This window comes from Bradyrhizobium sp. 40 (assembly GCF_023100925.1).
Taxonomy (GTDB): Bacteria; Pseudomonadota; Alphaproteobacteria; order Rhizobiales; family Xanthobacteraceae; genus Bradyrhizobium.
In genome coordinates, this window is sequence record NZ_CP064688.1 from 1,409,809 (window position 1) to 1,425,664 (window position 15,856).

Sequence of the window (15,856 nt, forward strand, 5' to 3'; positions counted from 1 at the left end):
CGTATCTGGCATGGACTGTGCTTGAACAAGTTCCATTCGAATTGAGTGGAGTACAGGATGCGGCAGTTGCGCTTCGTCCGGATAACAGGGAAATTCGAGCAAGTTGTTCATCTCAATGACGAGGGGACACTCGATGCCAGCGTTCACGTTTGAGAAGATTACGCCGCCGGTGCGCCGCGCCCCGGCTGCGGCAACACCGAAGAAACCGCGCGGCCTCATCAACCAGATGATCGACCGTTTCGCCGAACGCCGCGCGAGGCGCGCCTCGCGGGCCGAGCGCGCGATGCGCCCGGACGAGAAGGCGGCAAAGTAGCGGCATCTACAGCAGCACCCGTACTCACCCCATCTTCCGCAGCAACAAGCTGCTCCACCCCTCCATCCGCAAGTGCTTCAGAGGCACGAGGCCGCGCGCGCGGTAGGCGGCGATCACGGCGGGGACTTGGGGCGTCAACAGGCCGGAGAGGATGACGCGCCCTCCGGTCGCGAGGTGCCGCGTCAACGGGCCCGCCAATTGCCGTAACGGATTGGCCAGGATGTTGGCCAGCACCAGGTCGAACGGGCCGCATCTGCCGAAGTCGGCCGCCGCGAATCCGGTGGCGCGGATCACTCGCACATGGTGACCGACTTCGTTCAACAAGGCGTTCTCGGCTGCCACCTTGACCGAGGCCGGGTCGATGTCGGAGGCCAGCACCGCGCGATGCAGCGCCTTCGCCGCCGCGATCCCCAGCACGCCGGTCCCGGTGCCGAGGTCGAGCACGCGGCCGGGCCGGGTGCTTTTCAGGACATGGTCAAGCAGGAGTAAACAGCCGCGTGTGGTGCCGTGATGGCCGGTGCCGAAGGCGAGAGCCGCCTCGATCTCGATGGCGAGCTTGTTTGGCGCCACGCGGTCGCGGTCATGGCTGCCGTGGACGACGAAGCGCCCGGCCGGCACCGGGACGAGATCTTCCAGGCTCGACTTGACCCAGTCCCTGGCTTCGACGGTGTCGAAGGCCAGCGTGTCCGCGATCTCATTTCCTGCTGAGGTTGCAACGAGTTCGCGCAGCCAGGCCCGGTCCGGCGCGTTCGCGAAATGCAGCGCGACATCCCACTGTCCGTTCGGCTGCTCGAAGGCGGCGACCGCCGCATCGTCCTCGAAGAACATTTCGGTGAGGACGTCGACAATGCGCCTGGCGGCGATCTCGCTGCCGATCGAAAAACTGGCGCGATGGGTGGGGGAAGGCTGCATTCTCAGGGTTCCGTCCGGTTCAATTTTTGGAACTTTTGTTCCAATTTTTTCCAATAACTTGCATTCACGAGGTTAACCCGACCGCAGGTTGTACCACGTAGATTTGCGGGTGTTGGGCAACCCACACAGCTTGAAATGGAATAGGAGGCGAGACTTGAAGCGCATGATTTTGAAGTTCTGGACCGACGATTCAGGTGCAACCGCAATCGAGTACGGCCTGATCGCAGCCGGCATCGCGCTGGCGATCATTACCGTGGTGAACGGCCTGGGCACCACCATGAACGACAAGTTCACTTCGATTAGCAGCTCCTTGAAGTAATTTCCGCCTCCCATTTCCCGGCGGGGCCAATTCTCTATACGACTGCTTTCGAGCCGCGCCCGTCGGGGGAATTGCCCCCTGGCGGGCGCAGTCGTGTTTGGGAATTGGCTTGCACAGAATGCCCACTGGCTTACCCGCTGGTTTTTCCGGGCTTTGTCCACGGATTATCCCGCCGTTCATCCCCGGATTTTCCACCGACTTGTACTGGCTTCGGAGGAGCGTAACCCACCGCGCCTTCACAGCTTTGCCAACAGTCTGTCCACAGCCCCTCCACAGGCTTATCCACGGCTTCCGAACAACGACCGGTGATCCCTCAAAATCACCTGCGCGGCGTTGTGGCCGGGGGCGCCCGTGACGCCGCCGCCGGGATGGGCGCCGGAGCCGCAATGATAGAGGCCCCTCACGGGTCCGCGATAATCGGCATGGCCCAGCATCGGCCGGGCCGAGAACAGCTGGTTCAGCGTCAGCGCGCCGTGGAAGATGTCGCCGCCGAGCAGGCCGAACTGCCGTTCGAGGTCGAGCGGTGACAGGATCTGGCGGCCGAGCACGCTTGTCGCAAAACCCGGCGCGTATTTGTCCACCGTCGCGATCATGAGGTCGGCAACTTCTTCACGATGGTCGTCCCACGACTTTCCATCGGGAAGCTCCGGCGCCACGTGCTGGCAGAACAGGCTCGCGACATGCTGTCCTGCGGGCGCGAGCGTGTCGTCGAGCGTCGAGGGGATCAGCATTTCCACGACCGGCTCTCGGCTCCAGCCGTGCGCCCGGGCATCGAGAAAGGCGCGGTCCATGTAGCCGAGATCAGGCGCCAGGATGATGCCCGAGGTGAGATGATCGCCGTCGCCCGGCAGCGCCGTGAAGGAGGGCAGGCGGTCCAGCGCCACGTTCATGCGGAAGGTGCCGGAGCCGTTCTTCCAGTGCCGGATGCGATCGAGGAAAGTTTGGGGAAGCGCATCGGCGGCGACCAGCCGCGTATAGAGCAGCTTCGGATTGACGTTGGCCGCGACATATTTCGCGCGGACGGTCGTGCCGTTCTCCAGCGCCACGCCGACCGCGCGGTCGCGCTCGACGATGACCTCGCGCACGCCTGCATCGGTGTCGATCACGACGCCGCGGTCGCGTGCGGCGCGCGCCATGGCTTGCGTGATCGCGCCCATGCCGCCGATGGCGTGACCCCAGACGCCCTTCTTGCCGTTCACCTCGCCGAAGGCGTGATGCAGCATCACATAGGCCGAGCCCGCGGCGTAGGGGCTGGCATAATTGCCGACGATGGCATCGAAGCCGAACAGCGCCTTGACCAGATCATGCTCGAAACGTTCATCCAGCATCTCGCCGGCCGAGCGGGTGAAGAGATCGAGCAGGCTGCGGCTCTGCTCCAGAGACAACCCGCGCAGGATGTTGGCACTCTGGAATGCGTTCACGGCCTCGCGGATCGAGGCCGTGCCGAAGCCATCGAGCAGGTTTGGCGGCGCGCGCAGCACGAATTGCCGGAGCACGTCGGCGATATCTTCCAGCTCGCGCGAAAACCCGTCGAGCGCGTTTGCGTCGCGCGCGCTCAGCCGTGCGACGGATGCCTGCGTCCGCCCCTCGCCAGTGAGGAGATAGCTGCCGTCGGGAGCAGGCAGAAAATTCTGCGCGCGTCGTTCAACGATGCGCAGGCCCTGTTCGGCCAGCTTCAAGTCGCGGACCACTTGCGGATTAAGCAGGCTCACGGTGTAGGCCGCGACCGAATTGCGGAAGCCCGGATGAAACTCCTCCGTGACCGCGGCCCCGCCGACCACCTTGCGGCGCTCGACCACGCGCACGCGCAAGCCGGCCATCGCGAGATAGGCCGCGCAGGTGAGGCCGTTATGGCCAGCGCCGATGATGATGACGTCGGTTTCGATCATGAAGGTGCAAGCTGTTCCACGGTCAGTCCGGGACGGTCTGAGCGCCCCGGTTCGGAATGACATCTGTATATGAAGCATTCCCCGCTGCAACATCACGAGAGCCTTTATTGCTCGTTCAGGCGCCTTGTGCTCCATTGCGCGCGCCCGGCGCCCGCCGGGATATGCTGGAGCTTCCATGGATTCGATCGTGCAACCCGCCGCCACGGAGCAGCCGTCCTCGTCACGCAACCGGCTGCTGCTGACGGTCTACACCGCCGCGATCTTCGTCAGCGCGCTGTTGCTGTTCTCGGTGCAGCCGCTGTTCACCAAGATGGTCCTGCCGCGGCTCGGCGGCTCGCCGGCGGTGTGGTCGGTGGCGATGGTGTTCTTCCAGTCGCTGCTGCTGGCGGGCTACGCCTATGCGCATTTGTTGATGCAGGTGAGGAACCGCATCGTTCCCGTGCTGGTGCATCTCCTGCTGCTGATCGCGGCGTTTGCCACGCTGCCGCTCGGCATCGCCTCCGCCTATGGCGATCCGCCCGCTTCGGGCTACGCGATCTGGCTGCTCGGCCTGTTCGTGATCTCGATCGGGCTGCCGTTCTTCGCGCTTGCTGCCAACAATCCGTTGCTGCAGGCTTGGTTCGTCCGCACCGGGCATCCTGCCGGACATGATCCCTATTTCCTCTATGCGTCCTCCAACATCGGCAGCTTCCTCGCCCTGTTGTCCTATCCGTTCCTGCTGGAGCCGATGTTCACGCTGCACACGCAGAACCGGCTCTGGACCGGCGGTTACGGCATTCTGATCCTCCTAATCGCAGCATGCGGCGTGCTGCTGTTGCGCTCGCCGAAGCTGGCCCTGGTCGATGCACGAACCGAGGATTTGAATGCGCCTGCGCCCGGTTTCATGACGCGGCTGCGCTGGATATTCCTCGCCGGAGTGCCGTCCGGCCTGCTCATCGCCGTCACCGCGCACATCTCGACCGACGTCGCGGCCGCGCCGCTGCTGTGGGTGCTGCCGTTGTCGCTGTACCTCTTGACCTGGGTGGTGGTGTTCCAGTCGCGGCCGCTGCTGCCGCACAAATGGATGCTGATGCTGCAGCCGGTCGCGATCGCGGGCGTCGTCTTCCTGCTGGCCTTCGGCGGCGAACAGAACCTGCTGCTGACGCTCGGCGGCCATCAATTGTGCTTCTTCGTCATCGCCATGGCCTGCCACGGCGAATTGGCGCGGACCCGGCCGGCCGCGAAATATCTCACCGGATTCTATGTCGCGCTGTCGTTCGGCGGCATGGTCGGCGGCCTGTTCGCAGGGCTCGTCGCGCCGTTCACATTCTCCTGGATCGCGGAATATCCGATCCTGGTTGCGCTTGCCGCGCTCTGCCGGCCGCCGGCGAACGAGCGGCTGGCGGGCATCGTCAAATGGTATTGGCTGGCGCTTGCCGCGCTGGTCGTCGTGCTCGTTGCGCCCTTTGCCACGACGGGCGCCCTGTCGAGCTGGTTCGAGGATCACCGCGTCTGGCTGGCCAGCGGCGTCGGCGTGCTCGCCGCGCTGCTGGCGCTGGCGGTCAACGCCGGCCGCTGGAAGATATTCGCCACCTTCGCGCTGGCGCTGGCGTTGATCCGGGTTTATCCGGCGGACGAAGGCCGCGTCACCACGGTGCGCAGCTTCTTCGGCGTGCACAAGATCGTGGTGACGCCCGGCGGCTATTTCCATGTGCTGATGCACGGCACCACGATCCACGGCGCCGAGCGTTTCCTCAACAATGACGGCACGCCGGTCACCGGCCGGCCCGAGCCGATCACCTACTATCACAGGGATGGCGGCATCGGTCAGGCCGTCAGCGCGATCCGGGAACGCAAGGGCGCTCCGTTGAAGGTCGCGGCGATCGGCGTCGGATCGGGCACGCTCGCCTGCGCCGCGGAGCCGGGCGAAAGCTGGACCTTCTTCGAGATCGATCAGTCCATGGTCGACGCGGCAAGCGATCCGAAGAATTTCCGCTACATCTCGAGCTGCATGCCGGGCCTGAAGCCGGTGATCGGCGATGCCCGCCTCACCTTCGCGAAGGAGCCGGACGGCGCCTATGATCTCATCATCGTCGACGCCTATTCGTCCGATGCGATCCCGATCCATCTTGCGACCGAAGAGGCGATGAAGATCTACAAGGACAAGCTCGCTCCGCACGGCGCCGTGGTGATGCACGTCTCCAACCGCCACCTCGATCTCGAGACCGTCGTGGTCGGCATCGCCGATGCCAACGATCTCAAGAGCTGGGTCTACAACGAGGATTCGGGGCGCGATGGCGACTACATCTTCTCGACCGACGTCGTCATCTCCGCCCGCGAGGATGCCGACGTCGGCAGGCTCGCATCGTCGAAATCATGGGAGCAGACCGAGGCCGACGACAGGGTGCGGGTCTGGACCGACGATTACTCCAACATTTTGGGCGCGCTGTACCGGCGCTTGCGGGACGGGGAGTAAGGCCCGCTTCTACGGCTCCACCGGCGTCGCCGCGGGCAACGCAATTGCTTTCTCGCCCGCGACCTGTCGCAACAAATCGGGCCTGTCGGAGATGATCCCGTCGACGCCGATCTCGATCATGCGCGTCATGTCTTCAGGCTTGTTGACCGTCCAGACCACGACACGCAGCCCGAGCGCATGGGCCTCGGCGATCAGCGCCGCGGTCACATCGCCGAAATAGGGCGACCAGACCGTGCCGCCCGCAGCCTTGATGGTCCGGGGCAGCGACCCGCCATGATCGGCCGGGCTGAATCCTGCTGTCCAATTGGTCGCCTTGTCCAGCGCCACCGTCTGGCTCGAGCCGCGCTGGAGCGTCAGGTACACCGTCGGCATCTTCGGTGCCCGCTGCTGGACGAGCAACAGAGTCCGCCAGTCGAACGACTGGATCATGACGCGGTCGGAGAACTTTTCGGCTTCGATCAGGGCGAGCAGCTTGGTGACGAAAGCTTGCGGATCGAGCGTCTCGTCCGGATGGTTCGGATCGATCTTGGTCTCGATGTTGAAGCGCACGCGCGTATTGCCGGATTTGCGCACCAGCGCGAACAGCTCGCTCATGGTCGGAATGCGGGTCCCGGGCATGGCGCGCTGGTCGGGGAATTGCTTCGCGTAAGGGCTGTCTGGCCGGATCTCGCCGACGTCATAGGTTCTGATATCGGCGAGCCGCAGTTTCACGAAGGGCGTGCCGGGGGGCCGCGACATAGGCGCCGCTCGCATCCCGCGTGATATCAGGGTTGAGCCCGCGCTCATGCGACACGACCACTTCGCCATCGGCGGTGGTGCCGACGTCGAGCTCCAGCGTGTCCACGCCCATCGACAACGCATTGGCGAAGGCCGGAAGCGTGTTTTCCGGCAGCAGCGCCCGCCCGCCGCGATGGGCCTCAAGGTCGAAAGCCGAATCAAATGCCATGGCCGGTCCCGCAATGAGAAGTGTCAGTACGGTCAAGATCGTCGCAGCACGTGACGGCATGGCGGCTCGTGGGGCAAGGGGAAAGGGGCGATATTTCAACGCGTTTTGGCGCGTCCGGACGATTGTATAGGTTTTCGTGGCTGTTGAAACCTTGGGCGGTGGCTTGGGTTGCGGCCAGCGCGGGGGTATGTACTCATAGTCGGTGCCCTGGAATCCCGCCCGTGCAGCAGCAACGCGATCATCGAATTATCCGCAGCCGGCATTTTCGCCGGATGCAGCGCCGGCATTTCATCATCTTCGACGTTTTGCCCTTCGTCGGCACGCTGCTGGCGCTGCTCCTTCTGTTCTACCGCTCGATCGGCGCGATGGAGCTTGGCCTGTTCGTCGGCTTCTGGCTGGTTACCGGCCTCGGCCTTACCGTTGGCTATCACCGGCTCTTCACCCACCGCGCCTTCGCGACCTCCACAGCGATGAGTGCGATCCTGGTCGTGATGGGATCGATGGCCGGCCGCGGTCCCATGCTGTCCTGGGCGGCAATGCACCGCCGGCACCACGAATTGTCCGATCACGACGGCGATCTGCATTCACCGCGGCTGCACGGCGAGGGCGCGTTCGGCCGCCTGCGCGGCTTCCTGCACGCGCATTTGACCTGGATGATTGAGCACGATTATCCTAATATTGCGCACTATGTCCCGGATCTGATGGCGGATCGCAGGCTGGTTGCCGTCAACAGCTACTATTACAGTTGGGTCGGTCTCGGCCTGGTGCTGCCGGCCGCGATCGGCGGCCTCGCCACCATGAGCCTGTGGGGCGCACTCACCGGCTTGCTCTGGGGCGGCGTGGTGCGCATGTTCGTGGTCGAGCAGACCATGTCCGCCATCAACTCCGTGATGCACAGCTTTGGCGCGCGGCCTTTCGTCACCCGCGACGACAACAGCCGCAATCTCGGCGTGATGGCTTGGCTCGCCTGGGGCGAGGGCTGGCACAACAACCACCACGCCTTTCCCTATTCCGCGGCCTTCGGCCTGCGCTGGTTCGAGTTCGATCCCGGCTTCATCTTTATCCGGGCGCTGGAAGCGCTGGGACTGGCCTGGGACGTCAAGGTGCCGAGCGAGGAGAAGATTGCGCGACGCATGCTGCGGCAGCCGGGTGACGTTGCGCCCGATCTCGAAACGGGCTGAGCATCATCCGCCGGCTCACGCCGGCGATGGCGCGGCTTTGAACCGATGCTGTTCAACGACTATCCCTTTCTCCTGGTCTTCCTGCCCACGGCGCTGCTGATCTATCGCGTGGCCGATCCCTATCCGCATCTGCGCATCGGCGTGCAGGTCGCGCTGTCGCTCGCCTTCTATGCCTGGGGCAGCCCGTCCTTCATCCTGCTCCTGATCGGCTTGATCGTGATCAACTGGCTTGCCTCGGTCGCCTATGGGCGCTTGAAGTGGCCGGCGGTGCTGACGCTGGTGATCGGGCTCGATCTCGCGGTGCTGGCGTTGTTCAAATACGCCAACTTTCTTCTCGCCAATCTCGGTCTCGCGCTGGGTACGACGTTGCCGGTGCTCGACGTCGGGCTACCGCTCGGCATATCCTTCTTCACCTTCCACCACATCATGTATCTGGTCGATCTGAAGCGCGGCAGGGCGCCGCTCTATGCGCTCGACCGCTACGCGCTCTACATCGCCTTCTTCCCGCAGGCGATCGCCGGCCCCCTGGCGCGCTGGTCGGAGGTGATGCATCAGTTCGGCAGGCAGAACTACGTTCCGGGCTGGCAGCGCCAGTTCTGTGTGGCGACCTGCTTCATTGCGATCGGCCTGTTCGAAAAAATCGTGATCGCCGACGGCCTCGCGCATCTGCTCGATCCCATCTACGCGCAGGCAGCGAACGGGCCCTTGCCCAGCGGCGATGCCTGGCTTGCCTTCTGCTTCTCCTTCCAGATCCTGTTCGATTTCTCCGGCTATTCCGACATCGCGATCGGCCTTGGTCTGCTGTTCGGCGTGCAGCTGCCGTACAATTTCAATGCGCCGCTGCGCTCGACCAATATCCAGGATTTCTGGCAGCGCTGGCACATCACCTTGATGCTGTTCCTGCGCGACTACGTGTTTTATCCGCTGGTCAACCTGCGTCTTTTGCCGCGGCACTGGCTACCGATCCAGTTCTTCGGCGCGATGATGATCACGATGGCGCTGTGCGGCCTGTGGCACGGCGCGAGCTGGACCTTCGTGTTGTGGGGCGTGCTGCACGGGCTTGCGCTGGTTGCCTGCACGCTGTGGCGTCGCTATGGCCCGGAGTTCCCGTCATGGCTCGGCTGGACGCTCACCGTGCTCTTCGTGCTCGCGACCGGCGTGATTTTTCGCGCGGGCTCCGTGGAGGCGGCATGGCATGTCTTCTGTGGGCTGGTTTCGCCGCTGCCGCTCGAGCGCGGAAAGCATTTGTGGCCGCTGATTGTAGCGCCGCTGTTCGCATTCCTGCTGCCGGCGAGCCAGGACATCGTGGCGGTGCTCACGCGTCGCCCCAATCCGTGGCTCGCGGGTCTGCTCGGTCTTGGGCTATTCGCATTGCTGCTTCACATGGGTGGTCGGGATCTCCATGACTTCGTCTACTTCAAGTTCTGAGACCGACCCCGGCTGGGGTCGGAGCTTGCTCGCGTGTCTGGGCACGCTGATCGGGGCTGCGCTGCTGGTGCTCGTACTGATGGTGGTGGTCGATCCCTATGACAGCGGCAAGCTCGGCCTGCTTGGCATCGACGGCGTCGATAATCGTCGGACTCAGATCACGGCGGCGAGCCGCGCGCGAAATCCGGATTTCAATGCCGCGATCCTGGGCAATTCGACGGCGCAGATGATCGAGCCGATGGAACTGTCGCGCGCGACCGGCCTGCGATTCGTGCAGCTCTACATGACCGGTGCGTTTCCCCGCCAGGAGCTCGCGGTGCTGGACTTCTTCCTGCGGAATCACCGCGAGGTCGGTGCCCTGGTGGTCGTGACTGATCCCGGCTGGTGCGTGCATGCACGGCTCAAGGAGGAGGGCGGCGTCCCGTTTCCCGACTGGCTCTATGACAGAAGCGTCGTCACCTACGCTGCGCGTCTGATCTCATGGCAGGCCATCGAGCACGCTTTTCAACGCATCAGCATCGGCCTTGGCCGGCGACCACGGATGAACCCTGACGGCTTTGTCAGCTACGAGGACATCTGGCCGCCGGGCCAATTCAAGGAAGTCGGCTGGCCCAGGGATCCGGCGCCATCCTTGTCCGCCGAGATGCGGGCGACATTTCCCGAGATCGCTGCGCTGGCAGATATCGTCAGGACATTGCCGGCCGGTGCGCCCGTCGTCATCATCGTGCCGCCGACCTTCGCGACCACCGTGCCGAAGCCCGGCACGGAAGCCGCCCTGGAGCGCAGCGCCTGCGACGCGGCGCTGAAGAAAGTGGTCGCGGGCCGACCGCGCAGCAATTTCATCAACTATCGCGTTGATAACGATCTTACGCGCGACCGCGCCAATTTTGCCGACTTCATCCACTATCGCGCCATCCTGGCGCGCAAGATCGAGCAGGGGATCGTTGCGAGCCTGCGCGATGGGGAGAACGCGAAGATCGATTTCTGAGCGGTCCTCAGCCGAGCTGCTCGAAACCGCCATCGAGCCAGAGTTTGCGCGCCAGCTTGCGCTGGATCTTGCCGCTGGTGGTCTTCGGCAGGGTGCCGGGCCGGATCAGCGCGATGTGGCGCGCCGAGAGTTCGTGGTTGTCGGCGATGGCCTCCCGAATCCGGCCCCTGATCGCTTCGGTGTCGATCGAGTGACGCGCGGTGCGCTCGATTTCCTGGACGATGACGAGTGCCTCTTCGCCGGTCTCGTCGGGCACCGAGAACGCCGCGCCGCAATTTTCGCGCAAAGCTCCATCGAGCGATTGCACGGTGCGCTCGACGTCTTGGGGATAATGGTTGATGCCGCGGACGATGATGAGGTCCTTGATCCGCCCGGTGACGAACAGTTCGCCGGTGACGTCGAGCAAGCCGAGGTCGCCGGTGCGCAGCCACGCCCCGTTTTCGCCGGTAATCTGCGCATTGAGCCCCTCGTGCGTCGCCTCGTCGTTGCGCCAATAGGCGCGGGCTATATTGGGCCCATTCACCCAGATCTCACCGACGCGGTCCGCGGGCAGGCGCGTGCGGTTGTCCGCGTCCACGATGGCGATCCGCTCGTCGGTGAGCGCACGGCCGCAGCCGACGACGATCTGCGTGTCTTCGGCGCTGGAAGGCGCTTCCGCCGCATGCGCCTGAAGCGCCGTGCGGCTCAGGCTGCGTGTGACATGACCGCCGTCGCGACGTCCGCCGGAAATCAGGAGCGTCGCTTCCGCCATTCCATAGGCCGGATACATCGCGGACGGATCGAAGCCGTGCGGCGTAAATGTCTGGATGAACCGTTCGATGGTTTCCGCATGCACCGGCTCTGCGCCGTTCAGCGCGATCCTAAGCGAGGACAGGTCGACGCCCTCCATCTGGTCGGCGCGATAGCGGCTGACGCAGAGGTCGAAGCCGAAATTCGGGCTGCACGCCACTTCCGCGCGGTAATGAGAGATCGCGCGCAGCCAGCCGAGCGGCCGCTGCATGAACGCATTCGGTGCCATCAGCACGCAAGTCGCCCCAACATAGAGCGCCTGCAGTGCGTTCAGGATCAGCCCCATGTCGTGATAGAGCGGCACCCAATTGACGTAAGTCGATTGCCGGGTGTTGCCGAGCGCGAGCCGGATCATCTCGAGATTAGCGAGCAGATTGGCGTGGCTCACCATCACGCATTTGGGCGCGGACGTCGAGCCGGAGGTGTATTGCAGGAAGGCGATGTCGTCCGGCGCCGGCTCGGGCAGTTCGATTGTCTCATCATCGGCCGCGCCGAGATCGACCTCGATCCAGCGAATGTGCTCGTGCGCGAAGCGTGCCCGCAGATCACCACGGAGCGCGACGGCCGAATTGGTCAGCGCCACCGCCGGCGTGCAATTGGCGAGTATCGCGGCGCTCGCATCGCGCGCGCTGTTTCGCCGTGGCGTCATCATCGGCACGGCGATGATGCCGGCGATCAGACAGCCGAAGAACGCCACCATGAATTCGATGCCGGGCGGAAACACCAGGATGGCGCGGTCGCCGGGACGCGCGGCCAAGGTCAATCGCAGAGCGAGGGCGGATGCGGAGTGATGCAGTTGGCGGAAGGTGAGGACAGCTTCCTCCGTCCCGCGATCGGATACGAAGATGTAGGCCCTATCGTCGGCCTGCTCCGCCGCACGTCGGGCCAGCAGTGCCACGAGCGAGCGGAAGGTTTCCATGGGTTGCGCCGGCTTCTGTCGCCCTCAGGCGGCGGGACGGATTGCGCCCTTGTCGGCGAGAAATCGCGACAGCGCCTCAACGGTCGGATGGTCGTAGAAGTCGTCCGTCGATAGTTCGAGGTCGAGCTTCTCCTCGAGTTCCATCATCAGGTAGACCAGCATCGCCGAATCGAGCCCAAGGCGGCTGAATTTCGTGCCGATGTCGACCCGGTCCTTCGAAATTCGCAGGATATTTGCCAGGGCGGCAACGCAGAAATCCGAAATCTGCTCGCGTGTCATGTCATGTCCCAAAAACAATGGGACGACAATACGGGTGACCCCCTGGTTGTCAATTTGGCCGGAACGCCGCTGCGTTGAAGGTTGTGGACTGTTGCTTCCTTGCGTCGGCCGGTGCCCAATCCGTGCACAGGCTGGCGCTGTTTCCTGCGGTCGACTGCGGCAACGCGCCCGTCGCAGCAGCGGCTTTTTGATTCGCTGGCGCGGCAACGCCGCGTTCAGATAGGTCAGTTCTGGTAGTAATAGCCACGGGGTTGGTAAACCTGCCGGGGCTGCGGCTGATAGTAGGTGCCGTTGCCCTGATTGTAATATTGCTGCGGCTGCTGCTGATAGACCTGTGCGTCATAGAGCGGGCGGCTGCCACGCGGCGCCGGGTAGCGCGCGCCGGTGTCGGTGCCGTCGGCCGGATAGATGTAGTTGTCATCCTGCGGCATGTAGCGGCGGGCAGGTGCGGCCTGAGGCGTCAGGTTCACGGGATCGCCTGATGTGGCGTACTGCTCTTCGGCGGGCTGCGGCGCGCGGGCCACTGCCGTGGGGTTGCGGCCACGCGGATTGCGCGCCAGCGCCACCTGCGCCGAGCCGGTCAGCGTCACCGTGGTGTTGAGCACGCCCTGCTGCTGCACTAGCGCGTAGAGCGTCGTGGCATTCTGGCGCGACAGCCGCACGCAGCCATGCGAGGCGGGCGTGCCGAGCCGACCGACCGAGTCGGTGCCGTGGATGGCGTGCCCGACCTTGGTGAAGAAGATCGCGTGCGGCATCGGCGCGTCGTCGAATTCCTTGGAGTAGTGATCCTCTTCCATGCGGAAGGTGCGGAACGCGCCGTTCGGCGTCTCCCGCGAGGGGATGCCTGTCGACACCGGCCAGTGGTAGCGCGCGACGCCGTCGACAGCGACGGTCATCTGCTGATTGTCCTTGTCGACGGTGATCTCGACCTTGGCCTGCGCGGTGCCCGCGCTCAAAAGCATCAGGGAGGTGAAAGCAATAAAAAACGAACGCATCTGACTTGTGGCCTCCGGCCTGTTCACACTAGGCGCCGCGGCTCTCCGTCCCCCGGCGTGCACTATGCCTGCAATCCGGCTTTCGTTCCAGCGGCCTGCCCGCCCATCGTTAACGGGACGCCCGGCGTAAGCAAGGCCGCTTTGTGCCGCAAAGCCAGCGGTAGCGCTGACATTTTCGCGAGCGGGAGATGCGTTCATAATGCCGACAATTCATCAGAATGGCGCAACCATCCGGGGCGCAACCATTTGGCCGCATCGGCGTTGATGATCGCTGCCTCGACCGGCGGCTTCCGCCGCCGGTTTTACCTTTGGGAATGAAGATGAACAAAGTTTGCGTCGCCGCCGCTTCTCGGCCGGCCGGTCTGCCTTTCCGTCTGCTCTTTGCTGGCGCCGCCGTTCTGGCCGCGCTGTCCTGCATCCCACAGCCTGGCCATGCCCAAGGCATCGTTCGGGGCGCCCAGGAAGGTTCTTATGAAGGCAACCGGATAGCCGGCCCCGTGGGTGGCGTGGTTGGAGGCGCGGTCGGCGCGGGTGTCGGCGGTGCCGTCGGCGCGGTCGAGGGGGTGTTCGGCATTCCTCATCGCGGCCACCGTCGCTGCCGCGGCTATTACGACGGATACAACCGCTTCCACTGCTATCGGTGATGTCCCCGTAGCCCGGATGGAGCGAAGCGCAATCCGGGCTACGCCTCTCGATCAGTTCTTCAACCGATACCCCGTGCGGAAAATCCACCAGATCACGACCAGACAGATCACCAGGAAGGCCGTCGTCATGCCGATGCTGACGGCCATGCTGACGTCCGCGATCTCGTAGAAGCTCCAGCGGAAGCCAGAGATCAGATAGACGACCGGATTGAGCAGCGCCACCGTGCGCCAGGCGGGTGGCAGCATGTCGATGGAATAGAAGCTGCCGCCGAGGAAGGTCAGCGGCGTCACCACAAGCATCGGGATCATCTGCAGCTTTTCGAACCCGTCGGCCCAGATGCCGATGATGAAGCCGAACAGGCTGAACGTCACCGCCGTCAGCACCAGGAAGGCCAGCATCCAGGCCGGATGGTGGATGTGCAGCGGCACGAACAGGCCAGCTGTGGCGAGGATGATCAGGCCGAGGATGATCGATTTGGTCGCGGCCGCGCCGACATAGCCGAGCACGATCTCGAAATAGGAGATCGGCGCCGACAGGATCTCGTAGATCGTGCCGGTGAATTTCGGGAAGTAGATGCCGAACGAGGCGTTGGCGATGCTCTGCGTCAGCACCGAGAGCATGATCAGGCCCGGCACGATGAAGGTGCCGTAGCTGACGCCCTCGACCTGGCTGATGCGCGAGCCGATCGCGGCGCCGAACACCACGAAATACAGCGAGGTCGAGACCACCGGCGACACGATGCTTTGCAGCAGCGTGCGCCAGGTGCGCGCCATTTCGAACAGATAGATGGCGCGGACAGCGCGGTAGTTCATGACGCCCTCACGAGATCGACGAAGATGTCCTCGAGCGACGATTGCGTCGTGTCGAGATCGTTGAAACGGATACCGGCGGTGCGGAGGTCGCCGAGCAGGCTGGTGATGCCGGTGCGCTCGCCCTTGGTGTCGTAGTCGTAGACCAGCGTCGCGCCGCCGTCGCAGAGGTCGAGCTCGTAATGCCTGAGGCTCTCCGGCAGCGCATCGAGCTTGCCTTGCAGATGCAGCGTCAGCCGCTTCTTGCCGAGCTTCTGCATCAAGGTAGCCTTGTCCTCGACCAGCACGATCTCGCCCTTGTTGATGACGCCGATGCGGTCGGCCATCTCCTCGGCTTCCTCGATGTAATGCGTGGTCAGGATGATGGTGACGCCGGATTGCTGGAGCGTGCGCACCACCTCCCACATGCCCTTGCGCAGCTCGACGTCGACGCCGGCGGTCGGCTCGTCGAGGAACAGGATCTGCGGCTCGTGCGACAGCGCCTTCGCGATCATCACGCGACGCTTCATGCCGCCGGAGAGCGTGATGATCTTGCTGTCCTTCTTGTCCCACAGCGAGAGGTCCTTCAGCACCTTCTCGATATGATCGGGGTTCTTCGGCTTGCCGAACAGCCCGCGGGAGAAGCTCACGGTCGCCCACACGCTCTCGAAGGCATCGGTGTGCAATTCCTGCGGCACCAGCCCGATCAGCGAGCGCGCCTTGCGAAAGGAGGTCTGGATGTTCTCGCCGCCGACGAGGACCTTGCCTTCGCTCGGATTGGCAATGCCGCAGATGATCGAGATCAGCGTGGTCTTGCCGGCGCCGTTAGGGCCGAGCAACGCGAAGATCTCTCCGCGCTTGATGTCGAGATTGACGTTCTTGAGCGCCTTGAAGCCGGACCCATAGGTCTTCGACAAATTGGCGACGGAAATGATGGAGGACATGATGGCCGCAAGTCTGAGGGGGCGAAGGCTGGGGAGGGAGGCTGGAACCTGCCGGGAGGGGCGGGT

General features: G+C 64.1%; 14 protein-coding genes and 1 pseudogene. 7 read left to right on the forward strand and 8 right to left on the reverse strand.

Translation table 11 applies throughout. The features are described 5' to 3' along the window. Positions 1–133: 133 nt before the first annotated feature. Positions 134–313, forward strand: a complete 180-nt coding sequence (locus tag IVB40_RS06615; RefSeq protein ID WP_027570714.1) for a hypothetical protein — start codon at positions 134–136, stop codon at positions 311–313. 24 nt (positions 314–337) lie between these two features. Here IVB40_RS06615 and IVB40_RS06620 read toward each other — a convergent pair whose 3' ends face one another. Continuing rightward, positions 338–1,225 (reverse strand): 50S ribosomal protein L11 methyltransferase, encoded by an 888-nt coding sequence (locus IVB40_RS06620; RefSeq protein WP_247460561.1) that lies wholly within the window; start codon positions 1,223–1,225, stop codon positions 338–340. Positions 1,226–1,379: 154 nt separating this feature from the next. Here IVB40_RS06620 and IVB40_RS06625 point away from each other — a divergent pair, with 154 nt between their 5' ends. Next, entirely contained in the window at positions 1,380–1,544 is a 165-nt protein-coding gene (locus IVB40_RS06625; protein WP_018454254.1) for a Flp family type IVb pilin, read from the forward strand. 278 nt (positions 1,545–1,822) lie between these two features. On the opposite strand, the gene IVB40_RS06630 is transcribed toward IVB40_RS06625, so the two are convergent. Continuing rightward, entirely contained in the window at positions 1,823–3,433 is a 1,611-nt protein-coding gene (locus IVB40_RS06630) for an NAD(P)/FAD-dependent oxidoreductase (protein WP_247818415.1), read from the reverse strand. Between the two features lie 175 nt (positions 3,434–3,608). Between IVB40_RS06630 and IVB40_RS06635 the strand changes: the two genes are divergently transcribed. Then, positions 3,609–5,888: a fused MFS/spermidine synthase gene (locus IVB40_RS06635; RefSeq protein WP_247818416.1), complete on the forward strand. Its 2,280-nt coding sequence runs from the start codon at positions 3,609–3,611 to the stop codon at positions 5,886–5,888. 9 nt (positions 5,889–5,897) lie between these two features. Here IVB40_RS06635 and IVB40_RS06640 read toward each other — a convergent pair. Then, positions 5,898–6,894 (reverse strand): annotated as a pseudogene (locus IVB40_RS06640) (glycerophosphodiester phosphodiesterase). Positions 6,895–7,055: 161 nt separating this feature from the next. Between IVB40_RS06640 and IVB40_RS06645 the strand changes: the two are divergent. The 3 genes from IVB40_RS06645 to IVB40_RS06655 are packed head-to-tail and all read left to right on the forward strand — an operon-like array spanning position 7,056 to position 10,431. Beyond that, positions 7,056–8,015: a fatty acid desaturase gene (locus IVB40_RS06645; RefSeq protein ID WP_247818417.1), complete on the forward strand. Its 960-nt coding sequence runs from the start codon at positions 7,056–7,058 to the stop codon at positions 8,013–8,015. A gap of 45 nt (positions 8,016–8,060) precedes the next feature. Then, positions 8,061–9,443: an MBOAT family O-acyltransferase gene (locus tag IVB40_RS06650; protein WP_247818418.1), complete on the forward strand. Its 1,383-nt coding sequence runs from the start codon at positions 8,061–8,063 to the stop codon at positions 9,441–9,443. 25 nt (positions 9,444–9,468) lie between these two features. Then, the gene (locus IVB40_RS06655) at positions 9,469–10,431 is read left to right on the forward strand and encodes a hypothetical protein (protein ID WP_247818419.1); all 963 of its coding nucleotides are present in this window, start codon (positions 9,469–9,471) and stop codon (positions 10,429–10,431) included. A 7-nt stretch (positions 10,432–10,438) separates the two neighbouring features. On the opposite strand, the gene IVB40_RS06660 is transcribed toward IVB40_RS06655, so the two are convergent. The 3 genes from IVB40_RS06660 to IVB40_RS06670 form a co-directional block, all read right to left on the reverse strand. Further along, a complete protein-coding gene (locus tag IVB40_RS06660; RefSeq protein WP_247818420.1) occupies positions 10,439–12,139 on the reverse strand; it encodes a fatty acyl-AMP ligase in 1,701 nt (566 codons plus the stop codon). A gap of 24 nt (positions 12,140–12,163) precedes the next feature. Next, on the reverse strand, positions 12,164–12,418 hold the full coding sequence (locus IVB40_RS06665; protein WP_027570724.1) for an acyl carrier protein: 255 nt from the start codon (positions 12,416–12,418) through the stop codon (positions 12,164–12,166). Positions 12,419–12,642: 224 nt separating this feature from the next. Then, positions 12,643–13,413: a L,D-transpeptidase gene (locus IVB40_RS06670; protein WP_247288022.1), complete on the reverse strand. Its 771-nt coding sequence runs from the start codon at positions 13,411–13,413 to the stop codon at positions 12,643–12,645. Between the two features lie 320 nt (positions 13,414–13,733). Between IVB40_RS06670 and IVB40_RS06675 the strand changes: the two genes are divergently transcribed. Continuing rightward, on the forward strand, positions 13,734–14,057 hold the full coding sequence (locus tag IVB40_RS06675; protein WP_027519597.1) for a hypothetical protein: 324 nt from the start codon (positions 13,734–13,736) through the stop codon (positions 14,055–14,057). Positions 14,058–14,108: 51 nt separating this feature from the next. On the opposite strand, the gene IVB40_RS06680 is transcribed toward IVB40_RS06675, so the two are convergent. Together IVB40_RS06680 and IVB40_RS06685 are read right to left on the reverse strand one after the other, a co-directional pair. Next, positions 14,109–14,870 (reverse strand): ABC transporter permease, encoded by a 762-nt coding sequence (locus IVB40_RS06680; RefSeq protein ID WP_247288023.1) that lies wholly within the window; start codon positions 14,868–14,870, stop codon positions 14,109–14,111. Continuing rightward, on the reverse strand, positions 14,867–15,790 hold the full coding sequence (locus tag IVB40_RS06685; protein ID WP_247288024.1) for an ABC transporter ATP-binding protein: 924 nt from the start codon (positions 15,788–15,790) through the stop codon (positions 14,867–14,869). The genes IVB40_RS06680 and IVB40_RS06685 overlap by 4 nt, the downstream gene beginning before the upstream one ends. Positions 15,791–15,856 lie beyond the last annotated feature (66 nt).